Raw genomic sequence first — 21870 nt, forward strand, 5'->3', positions numbered from 1 at the left:
TTGCAATCAATTAAACTACAGAAACCTTCACTTTCAGCCTATTCTTTTTCTAATTATTGCTTGGTACAGTTAGATCAAATAAATATAAGAGGAGGCATGGCGAATGAAACGTCTATGGCATAATACCAAATTCAGAGAAAATTTAGCCGGTTATTTGTTCATTCTTCCCAACCTGTCGGGATATGTCCTATTTATCTTGCTGCCCATACTATTCAGTTTATATCTGGTTTTTAATGATTGGGAGTACTTAAAAGGTTTTTCCGGGATTCACTGGATTGGATTGGATAACTTCAAAGCTCTTGGAGACGACCCAAAATTCCTCAAGGCACTTAAAAACAATATCCTATTTACCGTCGTGAGCGTGCCTGCATCGTTGATTTTCGGATTACTGCTCGCTGTAATTTTAAACAAGTATGTGTTTTTCAAAAATATGTTGCGTACTTTTATTTTTCTGCCTTATGTAAGCAGTCTTGTAGCCGTTTCAGTTGTTTGGAGCATCATGTATAACGCTAGAACGGGACCGATCAATCAATTTCTGCACGCTATTGGGATTTCTCATCCGCCAGGCTGGCTTTCAAGCCCTCAGTCAGCACTTTACGCTATCATTATCATGTCGGTTTGGGTCACGATCGGATATGCAATGGTTATCTATCTAGCTGGCATCCAAGGGATACCGAAGGATTTATACGAAGCATCCGATATAGATGGCGCAACCAAGCTAAGACAATTCTTTCAAATTACAGTTCCTATGCTGACGCCAACTACCTTCCTAGTAATCGTAACCCTAATGATTTGGTCTTTTCAGGTTTTCGGACCTGTAGCAGTCATGACACAAGGTGGTCCCATCGACTCGACCATGGTGCTGAGCTATCATATTTACAAGCTAGCTTTTAGCTTTTATCGAATGGGGTACGCTGCAACGGTTTCATGGGTACTTTTTGCACTTATCTTCATTGTCACGCTAATTCAATGGCAATTCCAAAAACGCTGGCAGCAATATTTTTAATAAAGGGGGGCACCAATAATGGCTACTGTATTTACCGCCAAAGCTAACGGGTCACGTACATCATTGAAAGGGAAAACAAGGCCTATGTTAATTAAAATAGTACTGACTATTCTCATGGCTGGCTTTGCTATCCTGATGATTCTGCCCTACATTTGGATGATATCTACCTCATTTAAAGTCAACGGCGAGGTGTTCATATATCCCATCGAGTGGGTACCGAAGCATTGGAACTTTGATAATTACAAGCAGGTTTGGACAGGACCTAATCCATTCTACACTTACTACATAAACTCGATCAAAATTACAGCGATAACTGTTGTTGGCAACTTGTTAACTAGTGCGATGGCGGGCTATGCGTTTGCGAAAATTAATTTTAAAGGTCGACACTGGCTGTTCCTGATGTACCTATCAACGATGATGATTCCGAGTCAGGTCTTATTGGTCCCGCGATTCATTTTGTTCGACTGGATGAAATTAATCAATACCCAATATTCACTTATCCTACCAGGCTTGTTTACTGTATTTGGCACATTTCTGATGCGACAATTTTTCAGTACACTGCCCAACGAATTGCTTGAAGCTGCACGTGTGGATGGAGCCGGTTATTGGCGGACGTTTTGGCAGATTTGTTTGCCGCTAACCAAACCAGCCTTTGTCACCTTGCTTATTCTAACCTTTACTTGGCATTGGAATGATTATGAGAACCCGTTGATTTTTCTGCGTGATAAATCGCTGTACACGATTCCGTTGGGTCTGACCAACTATGTGGAAGAGAACGGGACCAACTATGTGCTTACGATGGCTGCTTCCGTTTCCGCATTAGTGCCTCTGTTGATTATTGTGGTCATCTGTCAGAAATGGTTTGTTGAAGGGATTGCCAGCACGGGTTTGAAGGGATAACATTCATTAATAAAGCAGGTGCTAGATGGAGGAATTTCTTCATCAGTCGCCTGCTTTTTATTGACGAAATAAAATAAAGTTTTCTATAATAAAAATATAGAATACGAATCTTTAAGGAGGAAAACCAATGTCTATTTTCAAAGTGGAGCATAAAAACCCGGAGGGCTTATTCTTATCAAAAGCATTTAGTCAAGCGATTACCGTAAGTGGAAACGCAAAAACAATTTATATAGGCGGACAAAATGCGATTAATTCAACAGGTGATCTGATTGGAGCTGGTGATTTGGAATTGCAGACAAAGCAGGCGCTTAATAATATCGCAACTATTTTAGCTTCTGAAAATGCAAGTTTCGCCAATCTGGTTAAACTAAATATCTATTTAGTTAGTGGAAGCGACCCGCGAATTGGTTACAAAGCATTCCAAGAGGTGACTGGTTTATTAGATAATCCACCTTTGGTCACCGTTCTATTTGTTTCGGAATTTGCGCGTCCATCTTGCCTTCTTGAAATAGATGGAATTGCTGTCATTGAAGATAAGGACTAAGTTTGTATCTTATAATCTATGATGCACGCAAAAGTTTTGCTCGCTTAGGCTAATCGTTCATCCAGTTTCGCAGCTTTTTCCGATAATCGTTGGGGGTATAACACGTTTTTTTCTTGAACAGTCTGCTGAAATAGTTAGCATCTTTATACCCGAGTTGATATGCAATTTCTGCTACTTTTTCTGTGCTGGAAAGCAATCGCTTTTCGGCTTGTTCCATTTTGAATTGGTGGATAAAGGTTAGCGGAGGCATTCCAGTGGAATCTATGAACAGTTTGCGCAAATAAGATTCGCTTATTTGGACGACTCCGCAAAGCTCTGCCAAAATGGGGGTGATCTCAGGCTGTAAGGAAATATATTCAATTACTGCTTGGACACGTGGATCGAGATTTGGCAGCAGCTTAGTATCATTAAATTGAAAGTATTGATTGAACATTATCGCAAGCAAACGCTGTAAATTGGATTGAAGCAGCATAGCTTGGGCGAAGGAGCTATCGGTCGATTCCCTCAGCATACTGCGGATTACAGGCTCTATTATTGTCATATCATAAGCCGGATACGCGATCGGCAGCTTAAAGATGTCTGACCAGATCCGCCCTTTCAATAAACTAAGCTCAGCAGCGAAGTTAATGCTGATTATCCCGATTTGCGAAGATACCGCATGGCCAGTTATCACCGATTGGGGCGGGAGGAAGATCAGCTGACCTGCTTTCGCTTCGTGGTTGATCCCATTAATCGAAAATCGAATTTCCCCTTCCTCCATATACCAGATTACGGCATGCATAATCTGTCTGGAGGGAATCCGCCAGGTATAGTCAAATTTATAGGGAGTAATATGCAGGAAGGTAAGCTTTAATGAGTTCAGTAATAACTGATAAGACGAATTCATGTTCACAGTAAGCTCCCGTCATTTATTCGATTCTTATTCATAGCTTCACCTGTTATTCTGTTGGAACAATACCTATAATTTCATCATTTAGATGATGGTGATCTTCTCCGCGCACCAGAAAGGTTTTAATTCTTGAAGTATCCCCACCCCATTCTGCGACTTTAAACTTCACCTCAGGCGTTGTATAGCGAACGGAAAAAGCTACTCTAGGGATATTACTGTTGTTGATATCGGATCCATGAAAAGTGGCTTCGTTGAAGAAACTGATCTGCCCTGGAGACATCTCCAAATCGATGGCTTTTGATTCATCAACGAGCTCGGATGCAATCCCTTGCGCAAATGCGCTGTTGTCATTTCCCAAAGCAACATGCTCAACATGAGTTTTATGTGTTCCGGGTATGACACGCAAACAGCCGTTTTCTTGCAAGGAGAAACCAAGGCTCATCCAGGCTGTGGCATTGATTGCAGGCTCCATAGGCCAATAATTAATATCTTGATGCCATGGAATGAATTTTCCATTGCCAGGTTCCTTGTACCAGAAATGCATCGCCCAAAGCACAATATTTTCACCCAATATTTCTGTGATCGCATTGACAATACTCGGGTGAGTGGCAAGCTCGTACGCCCACTGATACTTGTGATGCCAGGCTGATAATTCTAGCCTAGTCGGTCCTGGAGTAAATTTGGATTGGCCAAGCACTTTGAAAAATTCATTGTAATACATTTCCGCTTCTTCGAGCGTTAAACCCCGAACAGGTCCGCTATAGCCTTCATCCTCGAATTGTTTTTTTGAAAAAAGCTGCCCTTTTGTAATCATTTGATCCACTCCTTTGATTTTCTCGTGTCTACAATTCAATTGTATAGCAAGAAAGTAAAAGAGATTAGCCACTAAACCCACTATTTATAGCACAAAACGCTTTTTTAAACCCGATATGCTTTGCGAAAAGCGGAAGGGCTTATTTTCATTTTTTTCGAGAAAACTCTGCTGAAGTAGAAGCCATTCTCATACCCACAATTATCTGCAATTTGATCTAAAGGTAAATCCGTTTCCATAAGCATGTTTTTTGCTTTTTGCAGCCGAATGGATGTAAGAAAATCCATCGGCGTACAGGCGAAGGCGCGGAAGAATTGTCGAGTCAATTGAACAGGGCTGAGATCTAAGGAATCTGCTAATGATTTCAGGCTAAGCGTGTTTTCTGCATATTGACTTAAATATTCGGCAGCTTTATTCATAAGGTGGTCATCCGAAGCAATTTCTGTGAAAGAAAAGGTATGGTTCATCTCTTCACAGTGCAGCAGCCAGATATCTTTAAGGATGTGATTTTTCAGATTTTGATCGGCTGGAGTAAATTGTTCAGCTTTTTTTCGCAGGTAATAATAGTTGGATGATAGTCGTTTGGTATCATGCAAATGAATCTTGCCCATAAAGATATTTTCCTCCGTAAACATATCCAAGGGTTCGTTTTCCCACGTGAATAGAATAAAGTGGAAGGATAACGGACTTGTAATTGTTCGTTTAAAAGGCACATGAGGAGGACAAATGACAATTTCTCCGTGGGAGGCAACTCCCGTTGAAGCAGCAATCTCAAATTCAAAGCTTCCATCTTCCACTGCAAACATGGACCATTGGGAGTACGTATCAACTGCCAAAGCAAAATGCTCCTTTTGATGCCAATAATGATGAAGGCTAAACTTGGGAATTAAACTTGATCGATCGATCATTGTGGCCTTCTCCTTGGAAATAAAGTATATGTTCTATAATAATACAAAGTTGAAGTTCTTGCACCAGCATTTGCTTTTTTATAGTTAGCATTGGAAAAAAAGCTTTTACTTTGGTAGTGTTATTAGATACAAAAACCAAAGGAGATCGATGACTTGGATTTTCTTTTTAAAGAGTTCAGTGATAATCATGAGATATCGGTTTACGATACTGCGGAGTTATTCGGCGAGAAGGGGAATTTCCGTGTCTTGCAGTTTTCAAAAAGAGCTATTCAAGGTGCTTTGGATTTAAGTAATCCACAGCGGATTGTCTTTGAATATCCGCGGGCAATCATTCATTTAATGGAGTTTAACAATTCTTCCTTCCAAGATGTATTCGTTATCGGACATGGGATTGGAACGATCTCCGGCCATTATACAGAGCAGAGATTTAAAGTAGCAGAACTGGATAATACTGTAGTGGAGCTGAGTAAGCAATATTTTGGTTATCGCAAGGATGATGTAATAGTCGGCGACGGACGTCAAATTCTGGAGAATGAAGCACCACAGGCTTATGATTATATTATTCTGGACGCTTTCACTGAAAAAGGAACCCCCATCCACTTAACATCCAGGGAATTTTTTAGAATAACGCGAAAAAAGCTTAATCCCCAAGGAGCTATTATCTTGAATTTAATTGGCAGAGGCGGGAATGACAAGCTGCTTAATGCGATCCACACGACTCTGCGTGAAGAGTATTCCTATACTAAATCGTTTTCACTCCCTTCAGAAGGAGTAACAGATATCAAAAATATCATTTATATAGGCAGCAATAGGCCAATTGGGATGCAGGATCGTCATATGGCGGGTTTTGTAGAGATCAAACTTGGCGAAGGACATATTATTAGAGACAATAATTAGGTCAACAAAGCAATTAGCTTCTTAGGTGCTTTAGCCAAAAAAGCATCTCCAATAACACTGGCTATTTCTTCCCATGCTGCATCACGGTCCAAACGTAGACCAATCCAGCCTAAATGTCCGACATAAGCGGGAATATAATAGATGTTAGGCTGCGATTCCACAAGCATCATTTGGACGCCTGACGGCGCTGCACACCAAAGAGCGATCTTCCCATCCCCATGATGGTTTCTGTGATACTGGACAAAGGACTTTTTATCCTTAATGAAGAATGTAGGAGCCCCATGACTCGTGCGTTCACTGGAACCAGGCAATGAAAGACATAATTCTCTTATACGCTCGAACAATGCTTTATCCTCTATAGAATCGAAAACTTCCTCATTCATTTGATCCATGATTTACATCCTCTCTTCTAACAATTATATGCCTATTCTACTTTCTCTTATTTTACAGCAATCTGTCACATTTTTGTCGTAATTATTCAAATTATTCTAAAAAATCTTGACTAATTCCGAGCTATTGAGTAGGATATCTAAAGAGCATTATAAAGTTTTAAACACAGGGGAGAGAGAAACATGAAAAAAACGATTATCTCAATTATGGCCTTAGCATTTATCCTTACGGGCTGTGGAAAAGATGAGGCACCAGCGGCTTCTACGAATACAGCGGCTGAAACTCAAGCTCCGGTAGTTAAATCGGACAAAAAAATCATTCTAATTACGCCTGAAAAAATTGGTTTAAATCCTTTCTTTGCGCAAGAAGATGAAGGTGTGAAAAAAGCGGCAGCAGAATTTGGTGTTGAAGTGAAGACTGTTGAATCAACGGATGCTAGTGCGATTGAACAGAATCTACGTGCGGCTGTAGCAGAAAATTATGATTTAATTATTACTAGTTCATTTGAATCTGAGGATGCTTTGAAGAAGGTAGCTGCAGAGAACCCGACGAAGTCATTTGCAATTATTGATACCGTTGTTGATCTGCCAAACGTTAGAAGCGTTGGATTCCGTGAGCATGAAGCTGCTTATTTGCTAGGAGCTGCTGCAGGTTTTGCTACCAAGAAGAACATTGTAGGGATGGTTGCTGCCATGGATATTCCCTTAATCAAGAAATATACAGTAGGGTTTGCAGAGGGCTTGAAATCAACGAACCCGGATGCTGAATTTATTGTTAACTATGTAGGAAGCTTTACAGACCCCGTTAAGGCTAAAGAGCTTGCTCTAACGCAATTCTCACAGGGTGCTGACTTTATTGCTGCAGCTTCTGCTGTTGGAGATTTAGGTGTTTTTGAAGCAGCTAAAGAAAAAGGCTTTTTTACTTCAGGACAAGATATCGATCGTACGGTTTCCGATCCTGAGCATATCGTGCTTTCACAGCTTAAGGGTACAGATACTGTTGCTTATCAAACAGTTAAAGATTTTGTTAATGGTACATTCGAATTTGGTGCTGTGGCTTATGGGTTAAAAGAAGATGGCGTTGGTTTGACATTCGTCACAAAAGATAGCAAATCCGCTTTAAGTCCATTTATTGGGCAAGAGAATGTTGATAAAGTAAAAGCAATCAGAGATGACATCGTTTCTGGAAAAATTACTGTAAAGAACCCGTTAGAATAATATTCCTAAATAATCGAATAGTAAACAAGGAGCTGTCTACGGTGACGTAGGCAGTTTCCTCATGGTGCGCCCAGTGTGGGCGCTATCTTGGTTTTAAGGTATAATTAATTCTAGTGAGAATTATTTCTATGAGTGGAAGAGAGAGGAGCACAAGTTGTTATGTTGCTTCAAATGAGTCAAATTACTAAGTCATACGGAGCGTTGCTGGCTAACTCGAATGTGGATTTCTCATTGCGACAAGGTGAAATTCATGCTTTAGTCGGCGAAAATGGGGCAGGCAAGACAACGCTAATGCGAATTCTTTATGGGATGGAGCAGCCTACGAGCGGTGTAATCCATTTACAGGGTAAGCCTGTGATTATTACAAATCCAATCGAAGCGATTCATCATCGAATTGGCATGGTGCATCAGCATTTTATGCTCTTTTCTTCTTTTACCGTAGCGGAGAATATTGTGATTGGCAATGAACCTACTTCAGGCTTAAAGTTTGATCGTAAGGAAGCCGTACGGAAGGTTGAAGCCTTATGTGCCCAATATCGCATGCCGATCGATCCAATGAAGAAGCTGGGAGACTGCCCGCTTGGCTTGCAGCAAAGAGTAGAGATACTTAAGGTGTTGTATCATGGAGCAGATATTATCATTTTGGACGAGCCTACAGGAGTTTTGACTCCTATTGAAGCTAAGGAGCTTATCGTCGTAATGAAAGGCTTGGCCAGCCAAGGTAAAAGCTTTATTATTATTACTCATAAATTAAATGAAGTGATGGAAGTGGCGGATAGAGTCACCGTTTTGCGTGACGGTAAGGTTACAGGGACTCGCGATATAACAGCCACTAATGTGGAAGAGTTATCTCGTCTAATGGTAGGAAGAGAGTTAATTAACTTAACCCCTCAAGCAGCTGCAATTGGCAAAACAGTTCTCGAAGTTAAGGATATAATTTTAAAAGGTAATAAAGGAAAACGATTATTAGATCAAATAAATCTCGAAGTTAGAGCTGGAGAAATTGTCGGTATTGCCGGTATTTCTGGTAATGGACAGTCCGAATTGATTCAATGTATTGCAGGCATGCAGCCGATTGATCAAGGTCAAATTCGTTTGTTGAACCAAAATATAGTCGGTCGCTCTGTACGTGAAGTTAGAGATCTGGGACTTGCACATATTCCAGAGGACCGTTATCAGCTAGGTGCCGCTAAAGAGGGAACTGTGCTTGAGAATGGGATAATGGGTTATCATAGGAAAAGTAGTCGTTACGGTTTATTGCAAGGGAAATTGTTGCGAGATAAGGTAAGCCGCTGGATCAAGCAGTTTCAAATTAAAGCAGGGGCACAAAGCGTCAAAGTAAAATTCCTATCCGGCGGGAATCTGCAAAAGCTGATCGTTGCTAGAGAAATCGATCGAAATGAACCTTTTTTAATTGCGGCTGAGCCAACGCGTGGCGTAGATATCGGTGCTATGGAGCTGATCCATGCGGAGCTGCTGAAAAAGCGCGATCAGCAAGGAGCCATATTATTGATTTCCTCGGAATTGACGGAAATTCTCAAGCTTTCCGATCGTATCCTTGTGATGTATGAAGGTAAAATAGCAGGAGAGCTATCCGCAGAGAATGCAACAGAAGAGCAAATCAGTTTATGGATGGCGGGAGGTGATTCTCATGCTTAATTGGAAGGCATTTCTACAGGCATGGATTCAACCGCTTATAGCAATCTGCATCGGACTGGCTGGGGGAGCCATCGCAATCGCATTGATTGGCGGCAATATTCCCGATACTTTTGCACAGATGTGGCATGGCGCGTTTGGTAATTTTTATTTTTTTACTAATACGCTAACCCGTGCTACTCCACTTATTCTCGTCGGATTAGGTGTATCCATCGCGTTTCGTGCCGGTTTTTTCAATCTGGGCTCAGAGGGGCAGATGATATTAGGAGCATTAACAGCTGCCCTAATTGCCCTTTACCTGCCAGGACCTGCGCTGATTAAAGTAATTGCTGCTGCCTTAGGCGGCATTGTCGCTGGAGGTGCTTGGTCAGCTCTTGCTGGCTGGCTTGATGCACGTTTTGGGATGAATTTAATTATCACAACATTGCTGCTCAACTATATCGCTGCGCTTTTTGCAGGATATATTGTGGCTTATCCATTAATGGACAAAACAGGCTCTGCGGCCTTGGCTCAAACAAGAATGATTGATAAAAGCCTTTGGCTGCCCAAGCTGTTTCAAGGTATGAGCATGCATGCAGGCTTTATCGTTGCTGTTGCACTTGCTATACTGCTTTTCTTATTCATCAAGTACACTGTGATGGGATACGAAATTAGAATGCTTGGGTATAATCCATTGTTTGCAGCTTATGGTGGAATTAAGCGCGGTAAGCTCATGTTTGTCAGTATGTTTGCAAGCGGCGGTTTTGCTGGTTTAGCTGGGGCAATCGAAGTATTAGGTGTGCAGTATCGTTATGTCGATGGAATGGTATCCGCTCCAGGTTATGCCTGGTCTGGAATTATGGCGACATTGCTTTCTGGCTCCCATCCGCTTGGGACAGCCTTATCTGCCGTTTTGCTTGCTGCCTTGCAAACAGGTGGAATGGGCGTCGAACGGAATACGAATATTCCGCTTGAAATATCAAGTGTGATCCAATCCCTGCTTATATTGTTCATTACGGCTAAATTCAGCTATAGCTTCTGGAAACGCAAGAAAGGGGGCAAGGGTCATGCAGCATCTTCTTGATGTTTCCTTATTTAATTCAATGATTCGGATGGTTGCTCCTATCTTGCTCGCAGCATTAGGCGGAGCGATTTGTACACGAGTTGGCTTGTTTAATGTAGCTTTGGAAGGCTTTGTGCTGGTAGGTGCATTTGCAGCGATCGTGGGAAATCATTTCACAGGCAATGTTTTTTTAGCTGTGCTGATTGCAATTGCTGTAACGGTGCTCTTTTCGTTGGTTTTTGCTTATATTAGTATTCATCTGCAAGCCAATGTTATTATAGTAGGGATTTCATTTAACTTTCTAGCACTTGGGTTGACTGCATTTTGCTTAAGAGCGTTCTTCCATGTCAAAGGTGCATTTTACGATAAAGATATGGTTGGGCTGCCGAAATGGGACATACCCTTAATTAAAGATATTCCTGTTCTTGGCGGCATTGTATCGGGTCACACACCGCTGATTTATCTAGCATTTCTGCTTGTATTCGCTTTGCACTACTTCTTCTTCAAAACAGTGCTTGGCTTCCGCTTAAAGGCAGTAGGAGAGAATCCGGTTGCAGCTAAAAGTATCGGGATTAATGTAAATCGGATGCAGTATATGGGTATATTGCTTTGTGGAGTGTTTTGTGGATTGGCTGGAGCGCAGCTTTCATTGGGTCAGGTTACCTTATTCACGGAAGGAATGACCGCTGGTAGAGGGTTTATCGCGTTAGTAGCAACTATGCTGGGGCAAGCTAACCCGCTTGGTGTGATGGCTTCTAGTCTGTTATTTGGTTTAATGGATGCTTTCAGTATTCGATTGCAGGGTTTTTCGCTGCCTACACATTTTACGCAAATGCTGCCTTATGTTGTAACCTTGCTAGCCATGCTAGTTTTTCGGAAAAATAACTTCAAAGAAGATGCGCAGAAATTGAATGGAAGCTCTCGATAAATCAATTATGCTTACGAAGTGAGTTTGCCAAGGCAATCTCTTAGGAGGATAAAAAATGAACAAAGCAGATCGAATCAAACAAATGAAGGTTCCTACAGGCGATGCTTCGCTTTCCGATAGAGTTCCACCAGGGCAAATGGTCACGGATCGCTTTCCCATTCTCCATGAAGGGGAAGTGCCAGAGTATGATCTGGCGGAATGGTCTTTAAGAATCTTTGGCGAAGTTGAGAATGAGACAATCATTAGCTATGAAGATTTATTGGCGCTGCCCCAAACACAGGTTTCTTGCGATATTCATTGTGTGACTCGCTGGTCCAAGCTTGATACCGTATGGGAAGGGGTATTATTCCGTGATCTTCTTAAGGCGCTTCATGTAGAACCAAAAGGCAATTATGTGATGCTGCATGCTGCTAATGATTACGAAACTAATGTACCTTTAGAGGATCTTATGGGGGATCAGGTTCTGCTGGCATTTAAATATGATGGAAAGCCTTTGACTGGAAAACATGGATTTCCGCTTAGGTTACTAGTACCCCACCTATACTTTTGGAAAAGTGCCAAATGGATTCAAGGAATTGAGTTTATGAAGCAAGACCGTGAAGGCTTCTGGGAGCAAAATGGCTTTCACAACGTAGCTGATCCCTTTAAAGAACAACGTTTCTCAGGCGAGTTTATAGACATACCAGAAGATGAATGGGTTAAAAAAGAGTTTGATTGATAGATGAAAAAAGATCAGGCTATACTAGAGCGTGGTCTTTTTTTATTTTTGTCGCCTGGACGACATTTTACATAAACCATTTGTGATAATATTCTTATAACGCATCAGAATAGTCGGAATAATGATTGAAATAATCAGGACTTAAAGAGGTGGATTAAAGTTGGATTCAATTATGGATCAAGCTGATTTTCAGGAATTGGATAGTATTAAAGCAATCATTCTCAGTGCCTTCCATACCTATGGCGTCACAAAAACATATAAAAAGAATGAATTCATCTTTCAAGAGAATGATCCACCCCAGGCAGCCTATTATGTGGACTTAGGTTTGATCAAAATTTCGCAGTCCTCGCAGGAAGGACAAGGGATTACGCTATTTCTGCGTTATGCCGGTGAGATTTTTGGCAATGCTGAGCTGCTGACGAATCTTCATCGCAAAAGGTATGCAAAGTGTTTGGTAGATAGCCAAATCATTTCGTTGGATGCACGCAAATTCCTCGAATTAGCGAAAGGTGATGCGGAATTTGCCTACTCCCTAGCCGTCATTGGTGCACGAAGACTTTTGCAGACGCAGAATGTGGTTGAAGCTCTAATTAGTCGGCCTGTTGCTTGGAGATTAGCTTGGTTTTTGGGACAAATGGGTAAGCAAAAAGATGGCGTCCTCGAGGTGCAGCTCCAGCTAAGTCATGAGGAAATATCTTATGTGATTGGTTGCAGTAGGCAAACCGTTACAGAGATATTAAACAAGTGGCGTGAAGATGCACGGATTGATTATACGAAGAAGAAAATTACAATACTTGATCCGAGCCGTTTTTTTCAATGTAATTTGTGAATGTTTCACATTTTACTGTCTTACATTTCTAGGCAAACGCACCGTCTTCCTGTGGAAGAACGGCGAAGTCGTTTACCCGAGCAAACATTTAATCCTGAAGCAAGCTGGAAGGTGAACTGATGATAGAAATTAAAAACGTAAGCAAAACTTTCACACAAAAAAAGGGGAAGTCCTATGTTGCCCTAGATCAGGTTTCCTTTGCCGTAGAAAAAGGTGAGTTTGTTTCTTTGGTTGGTCCTTCAGGCTGTGGGAAATCAACTTTATTGAATCTAATTGCTGGTTTTGAGACGGAGTATGAGGGAAAGATTGAAGTTAATGGTGAGAAAGTAACAGCACCGGGACCGGATCGGGTTGTTGTTTTTCAAGAGCATGGCTTGTTTCCTTGGCTGACCGTACTGGACAATGTTGCATTTGGATTGAAGCAAAAAGGAATGTCGAAAAAAGATCGTTACGAGCTCGCCTCTGAACAAATCAAAGCAGTCCATCTCAGCAAGTTTGTTGATCGTTATCCGCATGAGCTTTCCGGTGGGATGAAGCAACGTGTTTCAATTGCAAGGGCGCTCGTCATGGATCCTGACATTCTCTTAATGGATGAGCCTTTCGCTGCTCTTGATGAGCAAACACGCTATATTCTACAGAAGGATTTAGAAGAGATTTGGCAGAAGACGCATAAAACGATTTTGTTTATAACCCATAATATTCGTGAAGCGGTAATTCTCTCGGAGCGTGTATTGGTTATGGCTACACAGCCAGGCAGAATTAAAAAGGAATTCGCTGTACAGGCGGCTAGACCTCATGATATTGGAGATCCCTTGATTCATTTTCTAGAAAGTAAAATTATGGAGACTCTCACAGATGAGCTGGAGAAGGTTGTAAGAGAGGAGATGGGAAATGAATACAGCATTAAGAAGAATAATCTTTCTGATCCTCCTGCTGATAGCTTGGGAGATGGGATATAGAATTTTTAATTGGGGCTGGAAGTTTCCTTCTCCACTGCAAACCTATCAAGCCTTCTATGATGGATTTACCGACGGACATTTGCTGGGCGCGATAATTTCTAGTCTGCGTCGATTGTTGATCTCCTTTGTTATTGCGATCGGGATTGGAACGTTGCTCGGATTTCTATTTGCTCGCTATCGCTTTTTTGACGAGACTTTCGGGTTCTTGGTCGTGGCACTGCAGACGGTTCCGAGTATTGCTTGGCTGCCCTTTGCGATCATTTGGTTTGGGCTTAATGATACGGCCGTGATTTTTATTACAACGATTGGTGCAACCTGGACAATGTCCATGGCAAGCCGAACGGGTATTATGAATATCTCCAAAATCCATCTAAGAGCGGCTCAAATGATGGGTACAGGAAACGGATTTCGGATGTTCTTCCAAGTCATGGTTCCAGCATCTTTTCCACATTTAATTACAGGGGTTCGTGTCGCTTGGGCATTTGCTTGGCGTGCGTTAACAGCAGGAGAGCTGATTGCCAAAGGCTTGGGACTTGGCCAAACGCTGCAGGACAGCCGAAGTATTGGGGATACAGCCACCATTCTTTGTGTGGTCATTATCATTGCGGTCATTGGCACGATCTCTGATCATCTTTGCTTTAAACGCTTTGAGGATAGAATTATGACACGATATGGTTTACATTCAGCTAAATAATACCTATAAAATATGATGGAGGAACAGCTATGAAAAAGCTTTTAGGCTTAATAAGTATAGTATTGATATTCACATTGGTCATCTCTGCATGTGGCAGTAAGAAGGACTCAGCAGGTGATAATATAACGGTTAAAATCGGGATTCTCAAAAATGTTACGCATGCACCGGGGTTTGTTGCTTTACAGAATGGCTATTTTCAAGATGCTTTCGGCAAAAATGCCAAAATTGAAGTCACTGCTTTTGACAATGGATCTGATTTCTCTACAGCTATGGCAACTAACCAAATCGATTTGGGCTTTGTAGGTCCAGGGCCCGCAATCAATCAATATTTGAAAAGCAAAAACTTTCGTGTAATCTCAGGTTCGAATAATGGAGGAGCTGTCTTGATTGCCCGCAAAGATGCAGGAATTAGTTCGGTGAAGGATCTAGTTGGCAAGACAGTAGCAATCCCGACAAAAGGCAGCACGAACGAAATTTCACTTCGTTTGTTGCTCCAGCAGGAAGGCTTAAAAGTCTCAACCGATACATCTGGCGTGCAGATTATTACACGAGCACCTGCAGATACCTTGGTAGCGATTCGTCAAAAAGAAGTGGATGCTACGTTGATCCCAGAGCCATGGGGTACGCAAATGGTCCAGGAAGGAATTGGCCAGGTATTAGTCGATTGGGATAAAATCCCGCCAAATGACGGCAACTATCCACTAACCATTCTATTAGCTAGTGATGATTTCCTTAAGGATCATCGTGATTTAGCTAAGAAAGCCATTCAGGCTAATCTAGACGGGATTAAATTTATTAAAGAAAATCCGGATAAAGCCTACGATCTAGTTAGCGCTGAGCTTAAAGAGCTTACTGGTAAAGGGATGGATGTTAAATTGATCAAGGCTGCTTTAGATCATTTGAATTTAACGGATGAAGTTAGTTTAGATGTCATTAAGACAATGGCTAAGGTTTCTTTTGACGCAGGATATATCAAAGGAATTAAGGAAGATGAGCTAGATTTAAGCAAATTTATTGATTCATCCTTATTGGATGAAGTGAAAGCATACAAATAGGAGGCCGTTAAATTGCAAATTCAAGCTCAAGAAAAGCTACTGCCGGATTTTCATGAGAATTTAAAGGTTATTTTATTAGGAACAGGTACACCTCGAGCCTTCTATGGTAGAGCCAAGTCTAGCGTAGTTGTATTGGCCGGGGAGAAAGCATTCTTGGTTGATTGCGGCGGTGCTGCGGTGGATCAATTAATTAAAGCGGGTGTTATGCCGCAAAGAATCTCAGACGTTTTTTTCTCCCATCATCATAGTGATCATAATTCAGGCTTTTTCGATGTATTTATTTCAAGCTGGCGGACACATGTAATTGCTGATCGAGTATTTGAAGGTCGCTCCGTTCCGATGAATGTCTACGGACCAACTACGACCAAAGAGATTATCGGTAAAATGCGTGCATCGTTCGATTTTGATGCTAATCTAAGAGTAAATTATAATCTTTCTGCGGAAGCTGCCGCTAATATCAACTATCATGAGAGCAATGAAGGTGTTGTTTATGATCAGGATGGTATTAAGATTACAGCCTTTGAGGTCGATCACAAGCCCGTTTACCCTGCGATTGCTTATAAGTTTGAGTACAAAGGGAAATCAGTGGTTATCTCCGGAGATACGATTCCTGTTGATAATATGGTTAAATACAGCGAGGGTATCGATCTGTTAATTCATGAATCCTATAATAAAGCCTGGCTGGACGCGCTAATCACCAAGTTTCCAGAACAAGCCGCTTCACTCTCTAATCCAGCTAAATATCACTCGACTACACATGAAGTAGCTGAAATCGCACAAAAGGCTGGGGTTAAGCATCTTGTATTAACTCATCATATCCCAGCTCCGGCAGCGTCGATTGAAGCAGAAGCTGAGTATAGCGAGGGTATGTCAAAGATTTACCCTGGTAAAATCACGATGGGACGCGATTTAATGGAGTTTGAGCTTTAATAATCATAATTATGTTTCATAACTGAGAAATTGGTTTAAGTAGTATTGTGGGAAACTTATAATAGCTACACTTACTGAGTTTAATAAACTTTGCAGAGGAGTGCTGATATGATCAACACAAAACTAAGATATGAAACGGATGAGATTGCCATGGAATCCGGAAAGTTTATGTGTAAAGCAGGAATTTCTAAGGAGTTTAACAAAGGTGATGTTTTCCCGGTTTGCCCGATTTCACATAGAGATACAACTTGGGAATTGGTTAACTGACATTAAGTTGTGTTTCCCACCTGAGCAGGACTACACAAAAGGTAATTTACTTTATGTGTAGTCTTTTTATTATGTTTTTTAGTCTATAAGCAGCATTCAAATTTTTGTTATTATCTGTTATGATACATATAGTATCAGACAATATACTTTACTCGAGGTGAAATGATGGTAATGGCGATAAAAATTATTTACAGTTTGGTTTTTCCACCGGCAATATTTGTTATTTTAGTGTTTGCTTTATCGATTTATTTTTATTTAAAACCAGCTACACGAAAACTATCCTATTTCTTATTCTTTGTTTCTATTATGTTCTATCTATCCACATGCAGCTTTGTTGGCGATAAAATGGTTAGCGACGTAGAAAACCAATATCCATTTCCGAGCAGTATTACGGGTGATAGTATTGTGATGCTTGGGCAGGGAGCGCGTGGCGAAGTAATTACCGTAGATGGTAAAGGGGAGCTAACGAGTGAAACCGCGGTTAACGTTATTGCGACCTTAAAGCTGTACAATTCGTTGAAGCTGCCGATTATCTTATCCGGTGGTGCTCCAGAGGGTGCAAAGGGCGCAGGGAACGAGTCACAGCTATCCAAAAGAGATCTGCTAGCCATGCAAGTCCCAGAAGATAAAATTTATATGGATGATAAAAGTCGCACTACCCAAGAGAATGCTAGAAACGCAAAGGTTATTCTCAATCAATTGGGCTTGAAGCATCCGATCTTGGTCACATCTTCCACACATATGTCAAGATCCGTAGAGCTGTTCAAAAAAGAGGGTATTGAAGTACTAGCTCTTCCCACTCAATATGAGGCTCCTAAAAAGGAGCAGCATGATATTTTTGATTTTATCCCTTCGGTCAATGGGGTTTCGCTTGTGCGAATAGGCTTAAAAGAAATTGTCGGTAAATTTCAATAATTGGCTTAAATCATTTTAATTTGATTCGTCGCTGCCAATGTTTTGAGTACGGACATGATGTGATCTTTTTCATTCTCAGGTTCCTCAAATTTGATGCCGTAGTAGTTTAAATCCAGCTCGCTGGATTGCCATCTAACCGTTCCGGATATGGAAACAGGCTCAGGCTCGTTAATAATATCAATCGATATCAGTACTTCAACTAAATTGGATTGTGTATTCAGATTTAGATCTGAAGTGATTCTACAGCCAAATTTACTAACGTCCTCCAGAGTGATCTCTGCATCCTTATTAATATTTATTTTCTTTTTATTGATACTAGTTATTGTAAATACACAGTTAAACGGTTCAACTAATTTATATCTAAAAGGTGTTTTTCTGCGGTTTGTGTTCATTGAACACCTCCATGTTGGTAATAGGTATAATTAAAATTATAGTTAATAAACAAAATTTAGCAATATGTATTTATTAATTTACGCTAAATTAGTTTTTTTAAACTTCATTATGACCAAGTAAATAATGAATAAAAGTGGGATGTAGGCGAAAATGAAATAGAATCCAAGGTTTGAAACGAAGCGTTGATAACTATCAATTTTCACACGTTCATGGAAAGTAAGAGCAATAATGTAGAGTGTTACCAGGAAAAAGGCTAGTGAAAGACTGGGTTTAATGGTTGTGACTTTTTTCAAAATTCTTGTACAGCACCATAGAGGAATACAAATGGACGGGATAATGACGATTAACCACATAAAAATGAATAAATACTCAAACCTTTCCATAAAAGAAAATTCAATGATTTTTGCCATGGTCAATGTGGGCCAAAGCGTATGCTGCAGCTGGCCTAAGCTGAAATACAATATGGTGATTACGATTATTACAACATACTTTAAAGTTGTGAAAAGCAAGGCGAAATGTGCCCATTTGCTGGTTTTTTCAGGAGATTTTAGAAAAGGGAAATAAATAAGTAAAGTATCGAAACTGATATAGATAATACACGACGATTTAGCGGCTTTGAACAAATCCTCAATAGAGTGATTAAATAGAGGAAATAAATTACCGAGTGCTGAAGACTGAGTGTGGGAATAGAAACCAAACATAAATAACGTGGAAATCACTACGGCAAAAAAAACAAAATCCAGATAATGCTCTGAAGCCTCCGGAAATTATATAATAAAACATACTAATCAAGAGCAATGCCATTTCCCAGGTTTTGAGGCTTGGAAATACCCATACTTGGATGATGCCCATGTAGGTCTGGAGAATATCTAGAGCCCTCATGAAAAAGTAGCCCACCATAAGTAAAGAAATGACATTTCCCAAGATTCTGCCGAAGAGTATACGGTGTAAATCAATTAAATCCTTAGCGGGATGACCCAGCATCTTATAAATCATCCAAACGATTATGTGGAGGCTTAAGCCCATACTCAGAATGGAAATCCATGCATCTTGTCCGGCCTCTTTTGCAACTAAGGTTTGAAAATAAAACGAACTTACCCCTATTTGAGAAGCGGCGATTAAGAAAAATACAAAATAACCAGAGATCAGGTAATTTTCTTTAACCGGCCTTGCTCTGATAACGGTCTCCTATTCCAATTGGATCCGTTTCATTCGCTTGTAAATATTCCAATATCTTTTTTATTTCGCTATCAAATTTATTTTCGATTTGTTTCGTTAGTTTTATGACTTCCTTTTTGTCTGTTAAGTTAATATTTTCTGGGTAATCGGTGAGGATTACCGCTAGTTTAAGCGTTACGGTTACTTTTTCGTCGTTTTCAATTGTTATTTTTCGTTTTCCATGGCTTATTTTTAGGAAGATCTTATCATTCTGATCCGTTGTGAATTCACTAGAGCCTGATTTGATGTCATCTCTAAGTAATTTTAATAATAATCCTTGCTTGTTGCTTAACAGCAGCTTTAACTTATCTGCTTTAAACACTCCAACGCCATCGATAAATAATTTGCCCTCATCACTTCTAGATACTACCGGTAAATATACATCTTGTCCTTCTCCATAATATTGATACATAAAGGTATGGATATTATTTAAAGGAGTATTTCCATTTTCTATGTTTTGTTCAATCAGCTCGGATAAGTAAAAGGGAGAAAGCTTTAAGGTTTCAGCTAAAATCTTCCTTGCTTTATCTTTGGTAATAGTAATTGTAGTATTATCACCCTTAATAGGGTCGCGAATAACGTCGGCAGCAAGCTCAGAAATTCCTCTTTTGGCAAAGAGCTCACTAATCACACAGGTTCGCATTTTACCATATTCGGCAGGGTGTTCAGATTGATTGGAAAATGAAGTGAATATACCCATAATCGTTTGGGATTGGGAGGTCAGTAATAATAAAGGTGCTTTTTCTTGGCCTTTGCTATAATCCGGGTAAGAGGCACTGCCTTTAATGGTGTCTCCTTCAAGATCTAAACCGATACTTTGAATGATTTTGATACGATCTACAATCAGTTCGTTTATGCAGCCTGACAATAGCAAGGAAATCAACAGCAAAGTGAATAATGATTTACTCATTGTCATAATCGTCTCCTATATCTTTATGCTTATGTGGCTTAAATTTCTCGGTTTTTAGTGGGCGTAAGAAACCAGGGCGATTAATAATAATGCTTAAGGAGGAGCGAATAATACTATCCGCAAATTGTTTATAGCGAAAAGGGTAAAATGGAACGAGGTAGGGAGTGCCCAATGACTTCAACCGCAAAAGATGGCTTATAAGAAACACGACCCCAACCATAATGCCCAATGCACCCCAAATCGCAGCTAAGAGCATTAAAGGGAATCTGAAAAAACGCAAGGTGTTTGACATTTTAAAAATAGGTGTTGTAAAGGAAGCTAATGCAGAAAGCGAAACAATAATAATTAGAATACTGCTTGTCAAACCGGCTTGCACGGCTGCTTGGCCCAGGATGATACCCCCAACAATTCCCAAGGTTTGTCCAATCTTAGTGGGCAATCTAGCTCCGGCTTCACGCAATAGTTCAACTGTAATTTCTAAGAATATGACTTCAAGAAAAGGGGAAAAGGGAACATTAACGCGGGATTCGATAATGGGACCTAACATTGCTTTGGGAATGATATTATAGTGAAAGGTTAAAAGTGCCACATAAAAGGAGGATGCAAAGATAGAGAAAAAGATGGCCACATAACGGATGATACGAAAAAACGAGCCCAATACCCATGGTAAATAATAATCTTCAGGCGAAATGAAAAAATCAAACAGATTTGCGGGGCCAGCAATGGCGTAAGGAGAACCACTGCTTATTAAAGCAACCTGTCCGCTAATTAGAGCATATTTAATTCGGTCTACTCGTTCAGATGTCACAAATAAAGGAAAAGGCGTGTTGGAGTTATCAGCAATAACCTGATCGAGAAAAGAGCTGTCAAAAACTACATCCATATCTATAGCCGTAAGTCTTTGTCTAACCGTATTTATGTGCTGTGGATTTGTAACTCCATCTATATAAGCGAGAACTACTCGCGTTTTTGAAATTGAACCCACTATATTCTCCTCGAAAAAAAGCTTCTCAGAGATGATTCCTTTGCGAATTAAATGCAAATTGGTATCCAGATCCTCGACAAAACCAACTTTTGGCCCGACAACACTGTATTCATTTTCAGAATCATTGTAAGGACGATACCCTGTTTTGGAATCGTCAATTGAAATTAAAATCCCTGCGTTTAAATCGGATTCCATCTGCAGATAAATAGCACCAGTGAGTAAGCTTTGAATAACTTCCGCCAGATCAGAAGACAGCTTGATCTCTTCAATTGGAATTAACCTTTTCACATCATCCAAATCAGTTAGTTCATCTGTATTTAGTTGCAGGAAAGAAAGAATATCGTGGTGAATTTGTTCTCCATTGACTACAGACTTATAGAAAGAAAAATATAAAGGCTGATTATTAAAGGGGATGCTAAATTGTACAAAGTCATTTGATTTTATAGTTTCTTTTAAGAATATATGTAGGTTGCTTTGTATGGTAAAACCACCTGTCAGGAATGTTTAATAGTATCCTTATTATGATTTTAATAGTAAAAAATATACTTTAATTCAAATACACGTGAGAGTGAACTGCGCTGAGGTGTATTTTACTTGCTAAATAATGATAACTTAATGTAATGTGATTGGTATGTATACTGATATATTAATATAAAAATTATGAGGGCTGGGGAAGGAAAGTGGCTATCTATTCTAAAGTGATAAGGCTGCCATTCACATTGATCTTGATGCACGGCTAATTATCGGCGAATTCACAGCAAAGGCTAGGGTGAATTAATTTTCTATAGTTGTCATAAATAGTATTTAAA

At 40.2% G+C, this 21870-nt stretch carries 25 protein-coding genes; 16 read left to right on the forward strand and 9 right to left on the reverse strand.

The window, feature by feature from the left end; translation table 11 throughout:
- The first annotated feature begins 103 nt into the window (after positions 1-103).
- The 3 genes from EHS13_RS12300 to EHS13_RS12310 all read left to right on the forward strand — a co-directional run bounded on the left by EHS13_RS12300 (position 104) and on the right by EHS13_RS12310 (position 2450).
- Positions 104-1006 (forward strand): carbohydrate ABC transporter permease, encoded by a 903-nt coding sequence (locus EHS13_RS12300; RefSeq protein WP_155700633.1) that lies wholly within the window; start codon positions 104-106, stop codon positions 1004-1006.
- An 18-nt stretch (positions 1007-1024) separates the two neighbouring features.
- Complete coding sequence (locus EHS13_RS12305; protein WP_155700634.1) at positions 1025-1906, forward strand: carbohydrate ABC transporter permease; 882 nt, start codon at positions 1025-1027, stop codon at positions 1904-1906.
- Positions 1907-2033: 127 nt separating this feature from the next.
- A complete protein-coding gene (locus EHS13_RS12310) occupies positions 2034-2450 on the forward strand; it encodes a RidA family protein (RefSeq protein ID WP_155700635.1) in 417 nt (138 codons plus the stop codon).
- Between the two features lie 49 nt (positions 2451-2499).
- On the opposite strand, the gene EHS13_RS12315 is transcribed toward EHS13_RS12310, so the two are convergent.
- From EHS13_RS12315 to EHS13_RS12325, 3 genes are all read right to left on the reverse strand, one after another.
- A complete protein-coding gene (locus EHS13_RS12315) occupies positions 2500-3336 on the reverse strand; it encodes a helix-turn-helix domain-containing protein (RefSeq protein ID WP_155700636.1) in 837 nt (278 codons plus the stop codon).
- Positions 3337-3388: 52 nt separating this feature from the next.
- Positions 3389-4153, reverse strand: coding sequence for a phytanoyl-CoA dioxygenase family protein (locus EHS13_RS12320; RefSeq protein ID WP_155700637.1), 765 nt, complete (start codon positions 4151-4153; stop codon positions 3389-3391).
- A 104-nt stretch (positions 4154-4257) separates the two neighbouring features.
- A complete protein-coding gene (locus EHS13_RS12325; RefSeq protein ID WP_155700638.1) occupies positions 4258-5058 on the reverse strand; it encodes a helix-turn-helix domain-containing protein in 801 nt (266 codons plus the stop codon).
- Between the two features lie 153 nt (positions 5059-5211).
- Here EHS13_RS12325 and EHS13_RS12330 point away from each other — a divergent pair, with 153 nt between their 5' ends.
- A complete protein-coding gene (locus EHS13_RS12330) occupies positions 5212-5955 on the forward strand; it encodes a spermidine synthase (RefSeq protein ID WP_155700639.1) in 744 nt (247 codons plus the stop codon).
- Here the strand turns inward: EHS13_RS12330 and EHS13_RS12335 are convergent.
- A complete protein-coding gene (locus tag EHS13_RS12335; protein WP_227013910.1) occupies positions 5952-6347 on the reverse strand; it encodes an MmcQ/YjbR family DNA-binding protein in 396 nt (131 codons plus the stop codon). The genes EHS13_RS12330 and EHS13_RS12335 overlap by 4 nt on opposite strands.
- Before the next feature lie 180 nt (positions 6348-6527).
- Here EHS13_RS12335 and EHS13_RS12340 point away from each other — a divergent pair, with 180 nt between their 5' ends.
- The 12 genes from EHS13_RS12340 (at position 6528) to EHS13_RS12395 (ending at position 17555) form a co-directional block, all read left to right on the forward strand.
- Positions 6528-7562, forward strand: coding sequence for a BMP family protein (locus EHS13_RS12340; protein WP_155700640.1), 1035 nt, complete (start codon positions 6528-6530; stop codon positions 7560-7562).
- A 159-nt stretch (positions 7563-7721) separates the two neighbouring features.
- Positions 7722-9221 (forward strand): ABC transporter ATP-binding protein, encoded by a 1500-nt coding sequence (locus EHS13_RS12345; RefSeq protein ID WP_155700641.1) that lies wholly within the window; start codon positions 7722-7724, stop codon positions 9219-9221.
- Complete coding sequence (locus EHS13_RS12350) at positions 9214-10281, forward strand: ABC transporter permease (RefSeq protein WP_155700642.1); 1068 nt, start codon at positions 9214-9216, stop codon at positions 10279-10281. The genes EHS13_RS12345 and EHS13_RS12350 overlap by 8 nt, the downstream gene beginning before the upstream one ends.
- Positions 10265-11188, forward strand: coding sequence for an ABC transporter permease (locus tag EHS13_RS12355; RefSeq protein ID WP_155700643.1), 924 nt, complete (start codon positions 10265-10267; stop codon positions 11186-11188). Before EHS13_RS12350 ends, EHS13_RS12355 begins: the two co-directional genes overlap by 17 nt.
- Positions 11189-11243: 55 nt before the next feature.
- Positions 11244-11906 (forward strand): sulfite oxidase-like oxidoreductase, encoded by a 663-nt coding sequence (locus EHS13_RS12360; protein WP_155700644.1) that lies wholly within the window; start codon positions 11244-11246, stop codon positions 11904-11906.
- A 160-nt stretch (positions 11907-12066) separates the two neighbouring features.
- Positions 12067-12735 (forward strand): Crp/Fnr family transcriptional regulator, encoded by a 669-nt coding sequence (locus EHS13_RS12365; RefSeq protein ID WP_155700645.1) that lies wholly within the window; start codon positions 12067-12069, stop codon positions 12733-12735.
- A gap of 119 nt (positions 12736-12854) precedes the next feature.
- Positions 12855-13694, forward strand: a complete 840-nt coding sequence (locus tag EHS13_RS12370; protein WP_155700646.1) for an ABC transporter ATP-binding protein — start codon at positions 12855-12857, stop codon at positions 13692-13694.
- Positions 13627-14388 (forward strand): ABC transporter permease, encoded by a 762-nt coding sequence (locus EHS13_RS12375; protein ID WP_227013911.1) that lies wholly within the window; start codon positions 13627-13629, stop codon positions 14386-14388. Before EHS13_RS12370 ends, EHS13_RS12375 begins: the two co-directional genes overlap by 68 nt.
- 29 nt (positions 14389-14417) lie before the next feature.
- Positions 14418-15443 (forward strand): ABC transporter substrate-binding protein, encoded by a 1026-nt coding sequence (locus EHS13_RS12380; protein WP_155700647.1) that lies wholly within the window; start codon positions 14418-14420, stop codon positions 15441-15443.
- Positions 15444-15455: 12 nt separating this feature from the next.
- On the forward strand, positions 15456-16373 hold the full coding sequence (locus tag EHS13_RS12385; protein ID WP_155700648.1) for an MBL fold metallo-hydrolase: 918 nt from the start codon (positions 15456-15458) through the stop codon (positions 16371-16373).
- Positions 16374-16481: 108 nt separating this feature from the next.
- Positions 16482-16640, forward strand: coding sequence for a hypothetical protein (locus tag EHS13_RS12390; protein ID WP_155700649.1), 159 nt, complete (start codon positions 16482-16484; stop codon positions 16638-16640).
- Between the two features lie 171 nt (positions 16641-16811).
- Positions 16812-17555 carry a YdcF family protein gene (locus EHS13_RS12395; protein ID WP_162463086.1) on the forward strand — a complete coding sequence of 248 codons (744 nt, stop codon included), beginning with the start codon at positions 16812-16814 and terminating at the stop codon, positions 17553-17555.
- A 5-nt stretch (positions 17556-17560) separates the two neighbouring features.
- Here the strand turns inward: EHS13_RS12395 and EHS13_RS12400 are convergent, their stop codons facing one another.
- From EHS13_RS12400 to EHS13_RS12420, 5 genes are all read right to left on the reverse strand, one after another.
- Positions 17561-17947, reverse strand: coding sequence for a PilZ domain-containing protein (locus EHS13_RS12400; protein WP_155700651.1), 387 nt, complete (start codon positions 17945-17947; stop codon positions 17561-17563).
- 78 nt (positions 17948-18025) lie between these two features.
- On the reverse strand, positions 18026-18649 hold the full coding sequence (locus EHS13_RS37520; RefSeq protein WP_162463087.1) for a GerAB/ArcD/ProY family transporter: 624 nt from the start codon (positions 18647-18649) through the stop codon (positions 18026-18028).
- Complete coding sequence (locus tag EHS13_RS37525) at positions 18606-19127, reverse strand: GerAB/ArcD/ProY family transporter (protein WP_155705325.1); 522 nt, start codon at positions 19125-19127, stop codon at positions 18606-18608. The genes EHS13_RS37520 and EHS13_RS37525 overlap by 44 nt, the downstream gene beginning before the upstream one ends.
- Positions 19108-20076 carry a Ger(x)C family spore germination protein gene (locus EHS13_RS12415; protein WP_162463088.1) on the reverse strand — a complete coding sequence of 323 codons (969 nt, stop codon included), beginning with the start codon at positions 20074-20076 and terminating at the stop codon, positions 19108-19110. The genes EHS13_RS37525 and EHS13_RS12415 overlap by 20 nt, the downstream gene beginning before the upstream one ends.
- The gene (locus EHS13_RS12420; protein ID WP_155700654.1) at positions 20069-21559 is read right to left on the reverse strand and encodes a spore germination protein; all 1491 of its coding nucleotides are present in this window, start codon (positions 21557-21559) and stop codon (positions 20069-20071) included. Before EHS13_RS12420 ends, EHS13_RS12415 begins: the two co-directional genes overlap by 8 nt.
- Positions 21560-21870 lie beyond the last annotated feature (311 nt).

Origin of the sequence: Paenibacillus psychroresistens (genome assembly GCF_009728935.1) — a bacterium.
Classification (GTDB): Bacteria; Bacillota; Bacilli; order Paenibacillales; family NBRC-103111; genus Paenibacillus_AC; species Paenibacillus_AC psychroresistens.